Annotated in this window: 14 protein-coding genes; 11 read left to right on the top strand and 3 right to left on the bottom strand. The window is 57.5% G+C overall.

Annotation, left to right across the window (positions count from 1 at the left end; translation table 11 throughout):
* Positions 1-20: 20 nt before the first annotated feature.
* The 9 genes from C4520_21705 (at position 21) to C4520_21665 (ending at position 9,766) form a co-directional block, all read left to right on the top strand.
* Positions 21-1,328, top strand: coding sequence for a glycosyltransferase (locus C4520_21705; protein RJP14332.1), 1,308 nt, complete (start codon positions 21-23; stop codon positions 1,326-1,328).
* A complete protein-coding gene (locus C4520_21700) occupies positions 1,325-2,410 on the top strand; it encodes a hypothetical protein (protein ID RJP14331.1) in 1,086 nt (361 codons plus the stop codon). The genes C4520_21705 and C4520_21700 overlap by 4 nt, the downstream gene beginning before the upstream one ends.
* 16 nt (positions 2,411-2,426) lie before the next feature.
* On the top strand, positions 2,427-3,563 hold the full coding sequence (locus C4520_21695) for a glycosyltransferase (GenBank protein ID RJP14330.1): 1,137 nt from the start codon (positions 2,427-2,429) through the stop codon (positions 3,561-3,563).
* Between the two features lie 51 nt (positions 3,564-3,614).
* Positions 3,615-4,427 (top strand): TIGR04290 family methyltransferase, encoded by an 813-nt coding sequence (locus C4520_21690; GenBank protein RJP14329.1) that lies wholly within the window; start codon positions 3,615-3,617, stop codon positions 4,425-4,427.
* Between the two features lie 113 nt (positions 4,428-4,540).
* Positions 4,541-5,497 carry a carbon-nitrogen hydrolase family protein gene (locus tag C4520_21685; protein RJP14354.1) on the top strand — a complete coding sequence of 319 codons (957 nt, stop codon included), beginning with the start codon at positions 4,541-4,543 and terminating at the stop codon, positions 5,495-5,497.
* Between the two features lie 34 nt (positions 5,498-5,531).
* Positions 5,532-6,650 (top strand): pyridine nucleotide-disulfide oxidoreductase, encoded by a 1,119-nt coding sequence (locus C4520_21680; GenBank protein ID RJP14328.1) that lies wholly within the window; start codon positions 5,532-5,534, stop codon positions 6,648-6,650.
* Between the two features lie 130 nt (positions 6,651-6,780).
* The gene (locus tag C4520_21675) at positions 6,781-8,514 is read left to right on the top strand and encodes a long-chain-fatty-acid--CoA ligase (protein ID RJP14327.1); all 1,734 of its coding nucleotides are present in this window, start codon (positions 6,781-6,783) and stop codon (positions 8,512-8,514) included.
* 37 nt (positions 8,515-8,551) lie between these two features.
* Positions 8,552-9,325 (top strand): hypothetical protein, encoded by a 774-nt coding sequence (locus C4520_21670; protein ID RJP14326.1) that lies wholly within the window; start codon positions 8,552-8,554, stop codon positions 9,323-9,325.
* A 90-nt stretch (positions 9,326-9,415) separates the two neighbouring features.
* The gene (locus C4520_21665) at positions 9,416-9,766 is read left to right on the top strand and encodes an EthD family reductase (protein ID RJP14325.1); all 351 of its coding nucleotides are present in this window, start codon (positions 9,416-9,418) and stop codon (positions 9,764-9,766) included.
* A 16-nt stretch (positions 9,767-9,782) separates the two neighbouring features.
* On the opposite strand, the gene C4520_21660 is transcribed toward C4520_21665, so the two are convergent.
* On the bottom strand, positions 9,783-10,916 hold the full coding sequence (locus C4520_21660) for an acyl-CoA dehydrogenase (GenBank protein RJP14324.1): 1,134 nt from the start codon (positions 10,914-10,916) through the stop codon (positions 9,783-9,785).
* A gap of 179 nt (positions 10,917-11,095) precedes the next feature.
* Between C4520_21660 and C4520_21655 the strand changes: the two genes are divergently transcribed.
* A complete protein-coding gene (locus C4520_21655) occupies positions 11,096-11,761 on the top strand; it encodes an alpha/beta hydrolase (GenBank protein RJP14323.1) in 666 nt (221 codons plus the stop codon).
* A gap of 231 nt (positions 11,762-11,992) precedes the next feature.
* On the top strand, positions 11,993-12,865 hold the full coding sequence (locus C4520_21650; protein ID RJP14322.1) for a 3-hydroxyacyl-CoA dehydrogenase family protein: 873 nt from the start codon (positions 11,993-11,995) through the stop codon (positions 12,863-12,865).
* A 154-nt stretch (positions 12,866-13,019) separates the two neighbouring features.
* On the opposite strand, the gene C4520_21645 is transcribed toward C4520_21650, so the two are convergent.
* Both C4520_21645 and C4520_21640 read right to left on the bottom strand, forming a co-directional pair.
* Positions 13,020-14,435 (bottom strand): hypothetical protein, encoded by a 1,416-nt coding sequence (locus C4520_21645; GenBank protein RJP14321.1) that lies wholly within the window; start codon positions 14,433-14,435, stop codon positions 13,020-13,022.
* Positions 14,436-14,570: 135 nt separating this feature from the next.
* Complete coding sequence (locus C4520_21640; protein RJP14320.1) at positions 14,571-15,659, bottom strand: hypothetical protein; 1,089 nt, start codon at positions 15,657-15,659, stop codon at positions 14,571-14,573.
* Positions 15,660-15,745 lie beyond the last annotated feature (86 nt).

Genomic DNA, 15,745 nt, shown 5'->3' with positions numbered 1-15,745 from the left:
TCCGGAGCAGATAGAGCCACATGCGAATCGGCTTTTTTTATCATTCACTTGTGTCGGACTGGAACCATGGCAACGCGCATTTCCTCCGCGGGATTGTGACCGAGCTGCAGGCGCGGGGACATGAGGTGCGCGTGTTCGAGCCGTGGAAATCGTGGAGCCGCCGCAACCTGATCCTGCAGCATGGGCGCGGGCCGCTTCGCGAGTTCCACATGATGTATCCGAACCTCTCCAGCACGATCTGCACGCTCAAGACGCTTGAGCAGCAACTCGATGGACTCGATCTGGTGCTCGTTCATGAATGGAACGACCACAAGCTGGTCTCTCAGATCGGCAGACACCGGAAACAACAGAAGTCTTTCAAGCTGCTTTTCCACGATACCCATCATCGGTCTATTACCGACATCAAGGCAATGAAAAAATATGAGCTGTCTCACTATGACGGCGTGCTTGCCTTCGGGAACAAGATCAGAAACATTTATCTTTCGAAGAGGTGGATCAGGCGCGCCTGGACGTGGCACGAAGCTGCCGATACGCGCGTGTTCCGCCCGCTGCCGGCCGAGCGGAAGACCGGGGATCTGGTATGGATCGGGAATTGGGGCGACGGCGAGCGCACCGCCGAGCTTCAGAAGTTTCTGCTCAGACCGGTGAAAGCTCTCGGCCTGCGGGCGCACGCATATGGAGTGCGCTATCCAAGGCGCGCCGTCAGGCTGCTCAGAGGCGCAGGTATCCGCTACAAAGGATGGCTGCCGAATTACATGGTCCCTCGTGTTTTCGCGCAGTTCAAGATAACAGCGCACATCCCGCGGCGCCCGTATGTCAAGGCGTTGCCGGGAATCCCCACGATCAGGCCATTCGAGGCGCTCGCGTGCGGCATTCCCTTGATCTGCTCTCCCTGGAGAGATGCCGAACATCTGTTTACCGCCGGAGAAGATTACCTCGTGGCCGGGAGCGGACCGGAAATGAAAGCGCATATCCGGCGGCTTCTGAATGAGCCCGAATTTGCGGAGGCGCTGGCGCAGCATGGTTTGAAGACGGTATGGGAGCGCCACACGTGTATTCATCGGGTGGATGAGCTGCTTCAGATATGCGCAGAGCTTGGCATGCGCAGTGAGATTCTTGCGCCGGTTTCCATGAATGGGAAATTGAATGGCAGGATCATTCCGATCGAATTGATCAGTCCGCAAGCAGCGGAGGCGCAGCCGAGGCGGATGATGAGAATACGTTCGAGCCAAAAACCCTATCCGAAAACGGCAAAGAGAAGATCGAGACGCCGGATGCATTCGCCGCGCCGCCGCGTCTTTCCAGAACTTCTTAAAGGAGGGTCATGAAGAGAACATACTCGATTGCCTTCTTTGGTTCGAGCTTGGTGTCCGCCTATTGGAATGGAGCCGCAACGTATTACCGCGGCATCATCAGGAATCTGCACGAGCGCGGGCATCGCATCACGTTCTACGAGCCCGACATTTACGAGAGACAAAAGCACCGAGATATTCCGGAGCCGCCGTATGCGCGCAGCGTCGTTTATCGCGCGGAAAATGAGGGGGATGTGCTGGTCGCGCTGTCCGGGGTGCGCGATGCGGACATCGTTGTAAAGGCGAGCGGCGTCGGCAGGTTCGACGACGTGCTCGAAGAGGCTGTCCTGCAGTTCAAGCGGCCGAACAACCTCGTAGTCTATTGGGACGTCGATGCGCCGGCAACGCTGGAGAGAATTCGGTCGAATCCGGCCGATCCTTTCCGCCCGCTCATTCCGCTTTACGATCTTGTGCTCACGTATGGCGGCGGTGATCCGGTTGTGAGCGGGTATACCGCTCTCGGGGCGCGCATGTGCGTGCCCGTGTATAACGCGCTCGATCCGACAACGCATCATCCCGTTCCGCCCGATGACCGGTTCAGGGCGGCCGTCGGGTTTCTGGGCAATCGGCTGCCTGATCGCGAGCAACGTGTCTTCGAGTTCTTTTTCGCTCCGGCTCGCGGGGTCCCGAAGGAACTTTTCCTGCTCGGCGGAAACGGATGGGACCATGACGTGCCGGATCTCCCAAATGTAAAGTATCTCGGGCACGTGTACACGCGCGATCATAACGCGTTCAATTGCACTCCGCGTATGATCCTCAACATTAACAGAGAGAGTATGGCCAACTACGGCTATTCCCCACCGACGCGCGTATTCGAGGCGGCGGGCGCAGGCGCTTGTCTCGTGACGGATGCGTGGGAGGGAATCGAATTGTTCCTTGAACCGAACAAGGAGTGCCTGCTGGCCGAAAGGGGGGCCGATGTCGTTGAGCATCTTGCAACAGTCTCGCCGGACCGCGCACGCGGGATTGGACGTTCGGCGCTCGAGCGAGTGCTGAGCGAGCATACATACGCGCGGCGGAGCGAACAGGTGGAGTCCATCTTGCAAAATGTGCTGTAGCCTGGAGGAATCCCTGATGCGAGGACAGCAACTGGATATCGTCTTTATCGGTCTTACCATAACTTCCTCCTGGGGCAACGGCCATGCGACGACCTACCGCAGTTTGATCAAGGCGTTATCCCAGCGTGGACACAGGATCCTTTTTCTCGAGCGGGATATGCCGTGGTATGCCTCCAACCGCGATCTGCCGGTCCCTCCGCATGGCCGGACGGAACTGTATAGCGGAATCGAGGAACTCAAGGAGCGCTTTGCCGAGGAGGTGCGCCTGGCGGATATCGTCGTTGTCGGTTCGTTTGTCCCTGACGGAGTCGAAGTGGGAAGGTGGGTAACGGAAACGGTGAAAAAAGTATCGGCCTTTTATGATATTGACACGCCGCTGACCATGGCCAAGCTGCAGAATGCGGATTTTGAATATCTAGCTCCGGACCTCATACCGCAATACGACCTGTATTTCTCGTTCACCGGAGGGCCGATCCTTGCGAGGCTTGAACGCGACTATGGCTCGCCGATGGCGCGGGCGCTGTACTGCGCCGTCGACCCGGATGCCTATTACCCCTGCTGCGGTCACTGCTCCTACGATCTCGGTTACATGGGGACGTATAGCTCCGACCGCCAGCCGGTTCTCAGCCGTTTGATGCTGCAGCCGGCGATCCGGTGGCGCAAAGGCCGTTTCATTGTGGCCGGCCCGCAGTATCCGACCGGGGTCCGGTGGCCGAAAAACGTGGAGCGCGTCGAGCACCTCCCGCCTGATCGGCATTGCTCCTTCTACAACGCGCAGCGGTTCACCTTGAACGTGACGCGCGCCGACATGGTCAAGGCCGGCTACTCGCCCAGCGTGCGCCTGTTCGAGGCCGCCGCATGCGCGACACCGATCATCAGCGATTATTGGGAGGGCCTCGAGAGCTTCTTCATTCCGGGCGTTGAAATCCTTCTCAGTCAGAAGCCGGAAGACACTCTTAATTTCCTCAAGAAACTGCCCGACGAGGAGCGCCGCCTCGTGGGCGAGCGGGCGCGCATGAGGGTGTTGACGCAGCACACCGCGATGCATCGTGCGGAGGAATTCGAGCAGTGCGCGCGCGAAGCGCTCCAATGGAAGGCGACAAAAAGGGGCAAGCGGCACGCCGTATCGGGAAAGGCTGATCGAAGGCCCTGAGGCGCATCTTTTTCATGAACGAACGTCACCTCATTGGAAATAAGAAGAACGATGCCCACGCTTGAAGCATATTACCAGAACCCGCGCACCCCGATCGAGCATGAGATCGCCGCGCTCGGGCCGTGGTTCCATAACCTTCACCTGCCCGGCGGCATCCAGACGGCTCCGCAGCATCCCCTGGGTGATTTTCCTGCCTATAAGTGGCAGCCGCTGGCGCCGTACCTGCCAGACGATCTCTCGGGCTGCCATGCACTTGATGTCGGCTGCAACGCCGGCTTCTATTCGTTTCAGCTCGCACGGCGTGGTGCGACAGTGCTTGGGATTGACATCGACCATCACTATCTCCGGCAGGCGCAGTGGGCGGCTGAAAAATTCGAGCTTCAGAGGCAGGTTTCTTTTGAATACATGCAGGTCTACGAGATAGCGCGGCTCAAAGAGGATTTCGACGTCGTGTGGTTCATGGGCGTTTTTTATCATCTCCGCTACCCCCTGCTGGCGCTGGATATCCTTTCCCGGAAGACAAAGAAGATGCTGGTGTTCCAGACGCTGACAATGCCGGAGGAAGAAGTTTATACGCCTCCGCCGGATATCGGCATTCATCAGCGAGAGCTGATGCTGCAGCCCGGCTGGCCGAAGATGGCTTTCATTGAGTTTCAACTTAACGGCGACCCCACGAACTGGTGGGCGCCCAATAGGGCGGCGGTGGAGGCGATTTTGCGTTCCTGCGGCCTCGAGATCCTTCATCGGCCCGCTCATGAAACCTATATCTGCCGGCCGGGAAAGGGCGGTCCTTCGCGCTCTGAGAATTTCATTGCAGAAGAAATGCGTTCCGCCCTCGGCGTCAAACCATCAGCCTCGACTTGAACGTTTTCGAAGATCAGTTGCATACCTTGACTTTCTTACCAGGCGAAGTATAAGCTTTGGAAAACATGGGTGTAACCACAGTTGGAGGAGAACCTTGCGTGATGGCGGATAAAATAAGAGTCGCCGCGATTCAGTTGTGCGCGAGATTCGGGGACGTGCCGGCGAACCTGCGGAAAGCCGAACGCTTATTGGAGGAAGCCCTTGAGAAGGGCGCGCAATGGGCGATTTTACCTGAGTTTTTCACGTCGGCCGTGGGTTTTCATCCGAGTTTGTTAAACGCGGCGCTGCCACTGGAAGGCCCCGCCCATGCGCTTATGAAAAAAGCGGCGCAGAGGCATCACGCATATGTCGGCGGCTCGTTCATCTGCAGGCGCGGAGATGACAACTACAACACCTTCGTGCTTGTGTTCCCCGACGGCTCATACGTGACGCATGACAAGGATATGCCGACCATGTGGGAGAACTGCTACTACATCGGCGGCAATGATGACGGCGTCCTTGACACGCCCATCGGGAAAGTCGGCGCGGCGCTGTGCTGGGAGTATGTGCGCACGCAAACGGCGCGGCGGCTGAAGGGAAAGGTGGAAATGATAATCGGCGGCACGTGCTGGTGGGATTTCCCGCGCGGCCAGAAGCTCCCCGAGTCGCTCACGCTGAAGAACCGGCGCATCCTCTTCGAGACCCCGCAACGCATGGCCCGGATGGTCGGCGCGCCGGTTGTTCACGCCTCACACGCGGGCGATTTTGTGGGGGATACTCCATATCTTCCACTGAAATATGATTCGATGTACCTCGGAGAGACCCAGATAGTGGATGCGACCGGCAATGTTCTGGCTCGCCGCACTCGCGAGGAGGGCGAAGGGGTAATCACTGCCGAGATCCAGCCGGGCAAAGTGTCAGCGACCGAGGAAATCCCCGATCGCTTCTGGATTCCGGATCTGCCGCTGCAAATCCGCTTTGCCTGGTTCTATCAAAATCTCCATGGGCGTCGCTATTACAGAAAGATGAAAGCAGCGGGCATGCTCGGTGTCGCACCGTTAAGCAGGCAAGAGCAGGCCGCCGCGCATTAGACGCGCAATTCTTCCAAGCAGACTTTCCTCCACCATGGCAAGACATCTCGTTCTGGTCGGCGCCGGTCATGCGCATCTGGCAGTGCTCAAGGCCGGGGCCGAATTTGCCGCGAGGGGCCACCGCGTAACGCTCATAACTCCCGCGCCCTATTTCTATTATTCCGGCATGGGACCGGGGATGCTCTCCGGAAGATACTCGCCGCCTGAGGTGCGTTTTCACGTAAAGAAGATGGCCGAGGATCGGAAGATAGCGGTCCTCATTGATTCGGTCGTTCAGATTGATGCTAACCGGAATCTGATCATTTGCGCATCGGGCTCTCGAGTAGAATATGATGTTGTTTCCTTCAATGTCGGAAGCTTTGTGCCTCAGACAACGCTTGCTGAGCCCCATCCGAATGTTTTTTCCGTGAAGCCGGTAGAGAACCTTTTTCAGGCTCGGCGCCGGTTGCTGGAGTTGCCTCAGAAAGAACCCCGAATCCTGGTCGCGGGTGGCGGACCTGCCGGCTTTGAGATTGCATGCAATCTTGCGATGCTTTTCCGAGTGGAGCGCCGCTCCGCTCAGATCGTATTGGCAGCGGGCGAAATGCTTCTGCCGCGCATACCTCCAAGGGGGCGCCGCCTCGCGAGGCGCATCTTGGCCGAGCGCGGCATCGAGCTGCGCGAGGGGCCGCTGGTCCGGCGACTCGAGCGGGAAGAGGCGCATCTGGACACAGGGGAAGTAATGAAGCACGACGTCGTATTTTTGGCCATAGGAATAAAACCATCCGACTTGTTCCGGCAATCGGGACTCGAGACCGGGCCGGACGGCGGCTTGATGGTCAACCGGTTTCTTCAGAGCACGCGGTACTCGAACATGTTTGGGGCCGGTGACTGCATCTACTTTCAACCGCGCCCGCTTGATAAGGTCGGCGTATATGCGGTCCGCGAGGCGCCTGTCCTGTGCCGCAACCTGCTGGCCGCACTCGAAGGACGCGAGCTTTTGGCTTTCCGGCCGCAACATAATTACCTGTTGATTTTCAATCTCGGCGACGGCAAGGGACTTTTGTGGAGAAAAAATTATGCGATCAACGGCAGGCTGCCCTTTCTCCTGAAAGAACGGCTGGATAGAGGATTCATGAGGAGATATCAGGTCTCGGGCGAACGTGATCAATGAGGAAGAAGTGGCTTAGCGCGAACCTGGAATGCCTGCAAAATCCTTATTGATACCGCCGGCTCGGATGCGATATACTCATGCCGCATGAGGGACTTTTTCGGGCTTCAAGAGCGAAAGGGGAGGGCCAGACTTGGAAATGCGCACGTATCCGGAATTCAGCAAGAATTATCCGCTGCTGCTGACGACATTCATGAAGAGGCCGGTCCGCATGTATCCGGATGAAGTCGGCGTGGTCTACCGCAATGCCGATACGGGCCAAATTTTCCGTTTCACCTGGAGAGAATGGTACGAGCGCACCTGCAAACTGGCTCATGCCCTGCGGAACATTTTGCGAATTGAGGGAGGAGAGCCGGGACGTCCGGGCCAGCGCGTCGCCACGATGGCCTTCAACCATCACCGCCACCTCGAATTATATTATGCCGTGCCATGCACCGGCGCTGTGCTTCACCCGATCAATATCCGCCTTTCGCTCGAACACATCATTCACACCATCAGGCATTCCGAAGACCAGATCATTTTTTTCGACGATTTCATGCTGTCGCCGCTTGAACGCATCTACGACCGCATCAAGGACGTCGTGCGCGCGTTCGTTTATATGTCGGACAAAACGGGAAAGCCTTCAACCAAAATCGAGCCGCTGTATGAGTATGAGGAAATGATTGCAGCCCAGCCGGAAGCTTTCGATTGGCCGTATCTCCATGAGGATACTTTCGCCACGCTCTGCTATACGACCGCCACGACGGGCTTGCCGAAGGGTGTGCTGTTTACGCACCGGCAGTTGTATCTCCAGTCGCTGCACACGATGCTTGGCCGCAGTTGGAACTCCGACCCAAGGAGCACGCACCTCGGAGAGTGTGCCGTAACGATGCTGAACACGCCGCTGTTTCATATCCATGGGTGGGGCGCTCCGTTCATGTGCGCGTTCGGCTCGCATAAGATGGTGTTGCCGGGAAAATTTACCGTCGACGGGTTCTGCAAGCTGGTCGAGTCGGAGAAGGTGACAACGACCGGCGTCGTGCCGACGATGCTGGCGATGCTGGTGGAGTACCCGGAAATCTCGAAGTACGATCTGAGCAGCCTGAAAAACGTGAGCGTCGGCGGAGCGGCGTTGCCGCTGGGATTGAAGAAGAAGGCGGAAAAAACGATTCCGGGTTTCAATGCGGCCTCCGGCTACGGCATGACGGAGACAGCGCCTACGACGATCACCGCGTTTGTCAAGAAAATACATGCGAACCTCTCGAGCGAGGAACTCGATCAGATCAGGGTAAAGACGGGAGTGGCGCTTCCCGGTCTTGAGGTAGAGGTGGTTAATGAAAAAGGAGCGCCTGTTCCGCACGATAATGAAACGATCGGCGAGATCGTGATGCGGGGGCCGTGGGTGATGGAACAGTATTACAAGGATCCGCAGAAAACGGCCGACGTCTGGCGCGGAGGCTGGTTTCATACCGGCGACGTCGCCAAGGTGGACCCCGATGGATACATCACCATCGCCGACAGGCTGTCCGACATGATCCGCAGCGGCGCGGAGATGGTGCCGACCGTGCTGCTTGAGAACCTGACCGCCACCGCCGATTTCGTGCTCGAAGCGGTATATGTGGGGGTTCCCGATCCGGTCTGGGGCGAGCGTCCGATGGCCATCATCAAGCTTGTTCCCGGCGCGCAAAAGACCGAGCGGGATATCATCGCTTTTCTTGAGGTCGAGGGGGTCGAGAAGGGTAAAATCACCAAGTGGATGCTGCCCGATTATATTCTTATCACCGACAATATTCCGAAGACCAGCGTCGGTAAATTCGACAAGCGGACCATCAAGAATCGTCTCTCCGAATTCCTCGCGTCAGCAAAGAAATCATATAAGGGGACATAATGCTGGGAAAAATGGCGTTGCGTCGCCGGACTTTCGGATGGTAAGATCAAGATTCAGTTATAACCTGATCATGAAGCTGTGGAAGCTCGGGCATGTGAAGCTGCCCGGGCTCGGAACAAAATCATCCGAGAAGACCACGTCCGGCCATATCATTCCGGTCAATCAGGTCGTAAGCGGCGGCGAGAATGCGGTTCTGCCGTTGCTCGTGCTGCGGCCGATCATCGAGCGCGCGAGCGCCGTCGCAATCATGCATGAATGCATTTGCCGGCGCGGCGAGAACTGCCGCTCGTTTCCGCATGATTTTGGGTGCCTGCTCCTTGGCGGCGCCGTGAGCAATCTGCCATCTTATTTGGGCCGGCCCGTAACCGGTGACCGCGCGATCGCACATGCCGAGCGGGCTGTCGAGATCGGATTGGTTCCGCTGGTCGTCCACGATGCAGTCGATGCGTGGATATGGGGGCTCGACTTCCGGCAGATGATGAACATCTGCTTCTGCTGCGATTGCTGCTGTAATGTGCGGCGCGGGGTTCGGCGGAAAACGCCCGGCTTTTTTGAAAACATTCACCGCCTGCCGGGTCTAACGGTAATCGTGGACGAGCGATGCGACGGCTGCGGGCTTTGCGTTGAAGCGTGTCTTGCGGGGGCAATCAAGACGAAAGCCGGCCGGACATTCATCAGCGACGAGTGCAAAGGCTGCGGCCGGTGCATTTCCATCTGCCCGCAGAAGTCATTGTCGATGGTGCTCGACCCGCGCGTAGATACTGCCGGCCTCGTGCTGAAAGGATACGAAAGCCGAACCAGCCTCGGGTGATGACGGCAAGAGTCATTCACGAGACAGGATTCCGTTAGTAATCGCTTGTAGTATATCGCCGAAGTCTGAGATTTGAGGCGGGAGGGAACCATGATTAAGATAGTCTATTGCATTCGCCGCAGGCCCGAATTATCCATCGAAGAATTCCGGAAATATTGGCTGGAGACGCATGCCCGCTTCGGAAAGAACATTCCGGGCGTCAAGCGCTACATTCAGGTGCACGCGATCGGGGGAGAACTGCAGCAAATGCTGGCTGCGGGGCATCCAGCCGGGAGAAACGAGCCGTATGACGGCGTGGCCGAACTCTGGTTCGAAGAGGAGGATCTGCTCAAGCTCGGGGGTACGGAGGGCGCGCTTGCGGCAGTCCGCGACGAGGCCAACTTCATCGACTTCGATCGCTCCTGCATCTTTCTGGCGACCGAGCACATCATCAAGGGATGAGCGAGAGAAACGGAAATCATGTCCCTGAATTTCTCAGCAGCGTGCGCGAGATGATGTGGCGCTGGATTTCGCACGTGCCGTCCCAGATGCGGCCGAGCCGCGCGTCGCGATAGAACCGCTCGATGGGCGAGCCTTTCAGCAGGCCTTCCGCCCCGTGAATCTGAAGGGCCTTATCGGCCACCCGCCAGGCCGTTTCCGAAGCAAACACTTTCACCATCGACGACTGCAGCGTGATCGTCTCGCCGCGGTCAAGCCTCCGGGCGGCATCGTGCACCATCAGGCGGGCGGCGTGGACTTCGGTCGCCATGTCCGCTAACATCCACTGAATCGCCTGAAATTCGCCGATCGGTTTGCCGAACTGTTGGCGCGAGCGAGCGCGCTCGATTGAAAGCTCGAGCAGTTTCTGTGAGGCGCCGACGGCGACCGCCCCGATGAATTGGAGCCGTCCGGCGTCGAGACCGCCCATCGCGACAAGAAACCCCTGCCCCTCCTCGCCGACGAGGTTTTCTTGCGGCACCTGGCACTCGTCGAAATGAAGGCGTGCTATCGGCATTCCTCGTAACCCCATTTTCGGCTGGACCGCGGCCACCGAGAATCCGGGGAACGTTCTTTCCACGACGAAGGCGCTGATGCCGCCGCGCGCGCCTTTCTGCGGGTCTGTAACCGCAAAAACCAGATGCAGATTGTTCACGCTGCCGTTGGAGATCATATGTTTGACGCCGTTCAGGTAATATAAATCTCCTCTCCGTTCGGCCCGTGTCTTGATTGCGGCGGCATCGCTGCCGGCCTCGGGCTCGCTGAGCGCGAAATCGGCTCTGGCCTCGCCGCGCGCGATGCGGGGAAAATATTTGTTTTTGAGGTGTTCCGACCCGAATTGCGCCAGCCCGGTGATCGAGCCGCCGATAAAGCGCACGACCGCCTGGTTGACGCGCGAAAGCTCCTCCATCACCACGCATGCCTCGAGGACGTTGAGGCCCATGCCGCCGTATTCTTTCGGGACCGCCATCCCGTGCAAGCCTGAGGCGGCGATTTTTTGGGCAAGCGCCTGAGGGATTGCGTCGGTCTCCTCTATCTCAGCCGAGAAAGGCTCGATCTCCGTCTCGACAAAATCGCGGGTTTTGCACTTCAAATCTTCGAGTCGATCCTCCACTTTCGTCTCTCCCTAAGCTTTTATTCAGCGGTCTAGCGACGTCCCCAGATTTTTGACATTATAACATTTTACTTGGAGAAGACATACTAAGACATACTAAAGGAAACTGACAATTCAGAGGCACATTGGCTTTCACGGATGCCCGGCCCGCACGTGCCCGGGATGAGGAGGGGAAACCGATGGTAAAGGAAAAAATCAAACAGACGGTCGATGTCAAAATCAGTCCCAAGATAACGCTTCCAGGCATTCTGGATTTGCCGAAGGAGACCGAGAGTCTGGTGATTTTCGCTCATGGCAGCGGGAGCAGCCGCTTCAGCCCGCGCAACTCGTTCGTTGCGCACGAGCTGCAGGAGAGCGGCATCGGAACGCTCCTGTTCGACCTGCTGACGGAGGAGGAAGACCTGGTCTATGAGAACCGATTCAATATCGACTTGATCGCCGACCGGTTGATCAAGACGACGCAATGGTTGAACGAGCAAGGCGAATTGCGGGATTTAGTGAAAGGATACTTCGGCGCGAGTACGGGCGCGGCCGCGGCGTTGCAGGCGGCTGCAGCACTGAGATCGGAGATTATGGCGGTGGTCTCGCGCGGCGGCAGGCCCGATCTGGCGATGGAGTATCTTCCGCGCGTGGAGGCGCCGACATTGCTGATTGTCGGCGAGAGAGATCGGACCGTCATTGAATTGAACATGCAGGCGCTCGCACGGCTGAAATGCACGAAGGAACTCGCGGTGATCACCGGCGCAAGCCATCTCTTTGAGGAGGCTGGAACGCTCGAGGAGGTCTCGCGAGCAGCCGCGGGCTGGTTCAAAAGATATCTTGCGGGCAAAATCGCGGCTGCGTGATCCCTTTATTTCCATTGTCTTCGCGCGCCCCGCTTCCGGAAGCGCCGAATGGACCTCGTAAAAGAAACCGTTGTCCCGACGCTATTTGAGCGGGCTCCTTTTGGATGTTAGCACGCAATCTGCTATAATTCCCCCCGTAGCGCTCCATCATTCTTGGAGATATCCGGCAGGAAAGACGACAGCGGCGGGCTTCGGTCTCGACGGCAATAGCGAAGAGAAGGAGGAGAGCAGATGAAGATTGAGGACATCAAGAATATCTCTGTGATCGGCGCGGGCAACATGGGACATCAGATTTCGCTCCTGTGCGCGATCCATGGCTATAAGACCACGTGCACGGACATTTATGAGGAAGTCCTGAAGAAGGCGGAAAAATTTGCGGATACGTATCTGCCCGGGCGGGTGAAGAAGGGGAAGATGACCGAAGAGCAGGCGAAGCAGGCGCGCGCCAATATCTCTTTTACCCCGAACCTGAAGGATGCCGTCAAAGACGCGGATTACGTGATTGAGGCCGCCGTCGAGGTCCTGACCGTAAAGCGCAAAGTGTTTGCCGATCTCGATAAGCTGGCGCCGGCGCATGCAATCTTGGCAACCAACAGCTCGGCCATTGTGAGCTCCAAAATCGCCGACGCAACGAAGCGCCCTGACAAGGTGGTGAACCTGCATTTCTTTAATCCGGCGTTGGTGATGAAACTGGTCGAGGTTGTGAAGGGGCCGCACGTATCGGATGAGACCGCGCAGATTTCGATGGACCTGTGCGCCAAACTCGAAAAGGTCGGCATTCTCATTAAGAAGGAAGTCGACGGGTTTGTCGTCAACCGGATTCTCGGCGCGATCACGAGAGAATCATTATGGATGCTCGAGATGGGCGTCGCCTCCGCCGAGGACATCGACAAGGCCTGCGTATACGGCGCCGGCCATCCGATGGGGCCGTTCCGGTTGATGGACCTGATCGGGATCGACCTGCAATACACAATGGACATCGAGCGCTTCAAGCGGACGGGCGACCCGGCTCAACTGCCGTATCCGAGCGTAGTCGACAAGTACGTCAAAGGCAACTACGGCGAGAAAACCGGTAAAGGCTGGTATGAATACCCGGCGAAGTGAGAGCATTCGGAGCCGGGGTCATCTCCTAAAGATGATTCTGCTGCAAAACCCTCACTCTCGGGTTTAACCGCGGTATGGTAGGTGCGAATTTATTCGCACATTCAAGACTGGCCGAATGAATTCGGCCCTACCAAAGGGGGGTTCTGCGGCGGAATCAAAGATGACGTCCGGATCGATATAGATGAGCGAGGGCGCGGGCGGCACGCTGGAGCGAGGGATAAGCTGGTATGCCGGCGCTGGTGAATTTGGCGCGCAGAGCCGCCCCCTTTGCCGCCAATTCCGGGTCGCCGCCGTCGGAGTCGGCGGTGACAACGGTCGGTTTTTCGAGCAGGTGTTTTCTCATCAGCTTCGCGATCTGCGCCGTCGCATCGGCCCGTTCTTCCATGTGGAACGCCTTCCGGGGGATCAAACGATCCACAATAAGCATGTCTGCGTTCGGCTCGTCATATGCCAGTTCAAGGATTTCCAGCAGGTAATCCGGGTCGTCGAATATGCGCCACATATCAAGAGGATTGCCCGCGATGGAACCCGCGACCGGCACAGTTTCGCGAAGCCTGTTCATACTAGCTTCCGATAGCCTTGGCACGTCGAGGCCTTCCCTGATGCATGTGTCGCTGTTGCCGACGCTGTTGCCTCCACCGCCGCCAATGAGGAACACCCGTCTGCCCTGCGGTTTCGGCAGCAAGGCAAAGGCTATGATGGCGTCGGCCCATTCATGTAAAGAACGCACGTGCGTGATTCCGCTCTGGCGGAACATGGCTTCGCATAGGGCATGATTACCCGCGAGCGTGCCGGTGTGGGACGCCGCCGTGCGGGCGCCGACGCCTGTCTCACCGCCTTTCCAGACCACGATCGGCTTGCTTTTCGTGATCCTGCGCGCCAACTGAAAAAATCTCCTGCCGTCGCCCACACTCTCCAGGTACATCGCGATTACGCGGACGTTCTCATCATGAGCCATGAATTCAAGATAATCGGGAGTATCCAGGACGGCGGCATTCCCGATGCTGACGGCCTTGTCTGTCCCGATTCCCATTGAAAAGAGGTATTCCGTCAGCCGTTGCGTGATACCGCCGCTCTGTGAGATGACGCCGACCGGTCCGCTCATGCCGGGAATGGCGCCCCAGGCGGTCAATCGTGAGGACGGGCAATATGGCCCCATGCAGTTGGGGCCGATGATGAGCAAGTTCATCTCGCCTGCAATCTTTCGTACCCGCTCCTCAAGGCGCCCGCCCTCTTCCGTACCGATCTCTTTGAAGCCTGATGAAAGGATATGAATGTGCCGCACGCCGAGGCGGGCGCATTCTTCGAGGACTGCCGGAACATGGGCGGCCGCCACGCTAACGATCACGAGATCAGGCGCGACAGGAAGCGATGAGAGAGAAGGATATGCCTTGAGTCCGAGGATTTCGTCCGCACCCGGATTGATCGGGAACAGTTTTCCGGGAAAACCGCATTCCAGCAGTTTTGCCAGAAAGCTTCCGCCGCCGAAGCGGTCGGGCTTGCGCGGGACCCCGACAATGGCAACCGATTGGGGCGAGAAGAAGCGGCGCATATCATCTCTTTGGGCCATACAGAAAACTCCTGTGCATCGTCCGAATATCAGAGCGCATTAGAGGTCGAGGGGAGAACCAACGCATCGGGAGAGCCTCTTAAGGATATTCGGAAAAGAGGCGGGAGTCAAGCTGTGAGAGGCCGCCCCGCGCTGTCACGTTTGCCACGCCATCAAGTCCACCGAAACGACCAGGTTGCTCGCGCCGGGCGGCGGATATTCACGATAAACCGGCAGATAGATGCGTCCGCCGAGAATGTTTACGCCGGCATTGGAGAGCAGGTTGGCGGCAATGGTCCGCTTCTTGCCGGAACTGATGTCATATTCAAGAACATTACAGATATCTTTTTCGTCCATAAGCGGTTGGCCCGGAATTCCCTTAAATTCTTCCTTTCTGATATGCTCGCACCAAACGATCCTGTTTCCCTCGATGCGCGGCGTCCCTTTCAGGCGTTCAAGGGACGCAATTGTTCGGTCATCGCCCGAGGCAATGGCGTAGAGATGGATGTCCTTGTTTTGGCAGTAAACGAGGTATTCGCCTGAGAGGCTGTACCGGATATGTCCGTGTGAGCTCCTGATTTCCGAAAGCTTTTGGTCCGCAAGATTGTAAAGCACGATTGCCGATTGATTGGTTTTCGGAATATAGGTCTCCCATGCGATCATCCCGCCTGCAATCTGAGCGTTCCGGTTAATCGCGAGGGTCTCTGCGGGTGTATTGATTACCTTTTGTTGCCCCGTATCCTGGTTGAACAAAACGATTTCGCTGCCGTGATCAGGATGTTGCTGTTCCCAAACGATATGGGCGCCATCGGCATCCAGCCCCGCCACTTTCGCGCGGGCGACCGCGGATTTTTCGCGCTTCTCGATATCGTACACGAGAACGTCGCTCATCCCCTCAACATCTCTCAGCCGGGAGTTCCACCAGATCACGCGGCCGTTGGACAAGGTTATCGGCCCGTTGAGATCGGGTTCGAGCTCGATTTCCTCGGAGGAGAACGTATCGAGAAGCACCAGGTGTCCCTGGGTGCTCATCAGTTGCGCCGGAGACCAGACGTATGCGATATATCGGCCGTCGGCGTCATAGGGGCCGACTCTTCGGCCGGAATGTTGTGCGGTAATGACTTCGGCACGTCTTCCGCATCCTGAATAGAAAACCGTGAAAAAGATGAACAGAACCGCGGCAAGAAAGAGCGGGCTTGTATGGGGTCGGGGTGATGTGGACGCAATAGAACCTCTGCCAGACATTATTCTCCTCCTATTCGATGGACCCGGGATTATTCGGATTTTGCATATTATAAACCAAAAGGAGTTTTTCATGGATTCCGCTGCAG

The organism is Candidatus Abyssobacteria bacterium SURF_5 (assembly GCA_003598085.1).
Classification (GTDB): Bacteria; Abyssobacteria; SURF-5; order SURF-5; family SURF-5; genus SURF-5.
Note: the sequence above shows the minus strand (reverse complement) of the source record. Positions and strands in the feature narration are given on the sequence as shown.

Coding starts and splice junctions, on each gene's coding strand:
- C4520_21690 (RJP14329.1), top strand. CDS start 3,615: ATGCCCACGCTTGAAGCATATTACCAGAACCCGCGCACCCCGATCGAG.
- C4520_21655 (RJP14323.1), top strand. CDS start 11,096: ATGGTAAAGGAAAAAATCAAACAGACGGTCGATGTCAAAATCAGTCCC.
- C4520_21700 (RJP14331.1), top strand. CDS start 1,325: ATGAAGAGAACATACTCGATTGCCTTCTTTGGTTCGAGCTTGGTGTCC.
- C4520_21645 (RJP14321.1), bottom strand. CDS start 14,435: ATGGCCCAAAGAGATGATATGCGCCGCTTCTTCTCGCCCCAATCGGTT.
- C4520_21650 (RJP14322.1), top strand. CDS start 11,993: ATGAAGATTGAGGACATCAAGAATATCTCTGTGATCGGCGCGGGCAAC.
- C4520_21705 (RJP14332.1), top strand. CDS start 21: ATGCGAATCGGCTTTTTTTATCATTCACTTGTGTCGGACTGGAACCAT.
- C4520_21670 (RJP14326.1), top strand. CDS start 8,552: ATGGTAAGATCAAGATTCAGTTATAACCTGATCATGAAGCTGTGGAAG.
- C4520_21695 (RJP14330.1), top strand. CDS start 2,427: ATGCGAGGACAGCAACTGGATATCGTCTTTATCGGTCTTACCATAACT.
- C4520_21665 (RJP14325.1), top strand. CDS start 9,416: ATGATTAAGATAGTCTATTGCATTCGCCGCAGGCCCGAATTATCCATC.
- C4520_21640 (RJP14320.1), bottom strand. CDS start 15,659: ATGTCTGGCAGAGGTTCTATTGCGTCCACATCACCCCGACCCCATACA.
- C4520_21680 (RJP14328.1), top strand. CDS start 5,532: ATGGCAAGACATCTCGTTCTGGTCGGCGCCGGTCATGCGCATCTGGCA.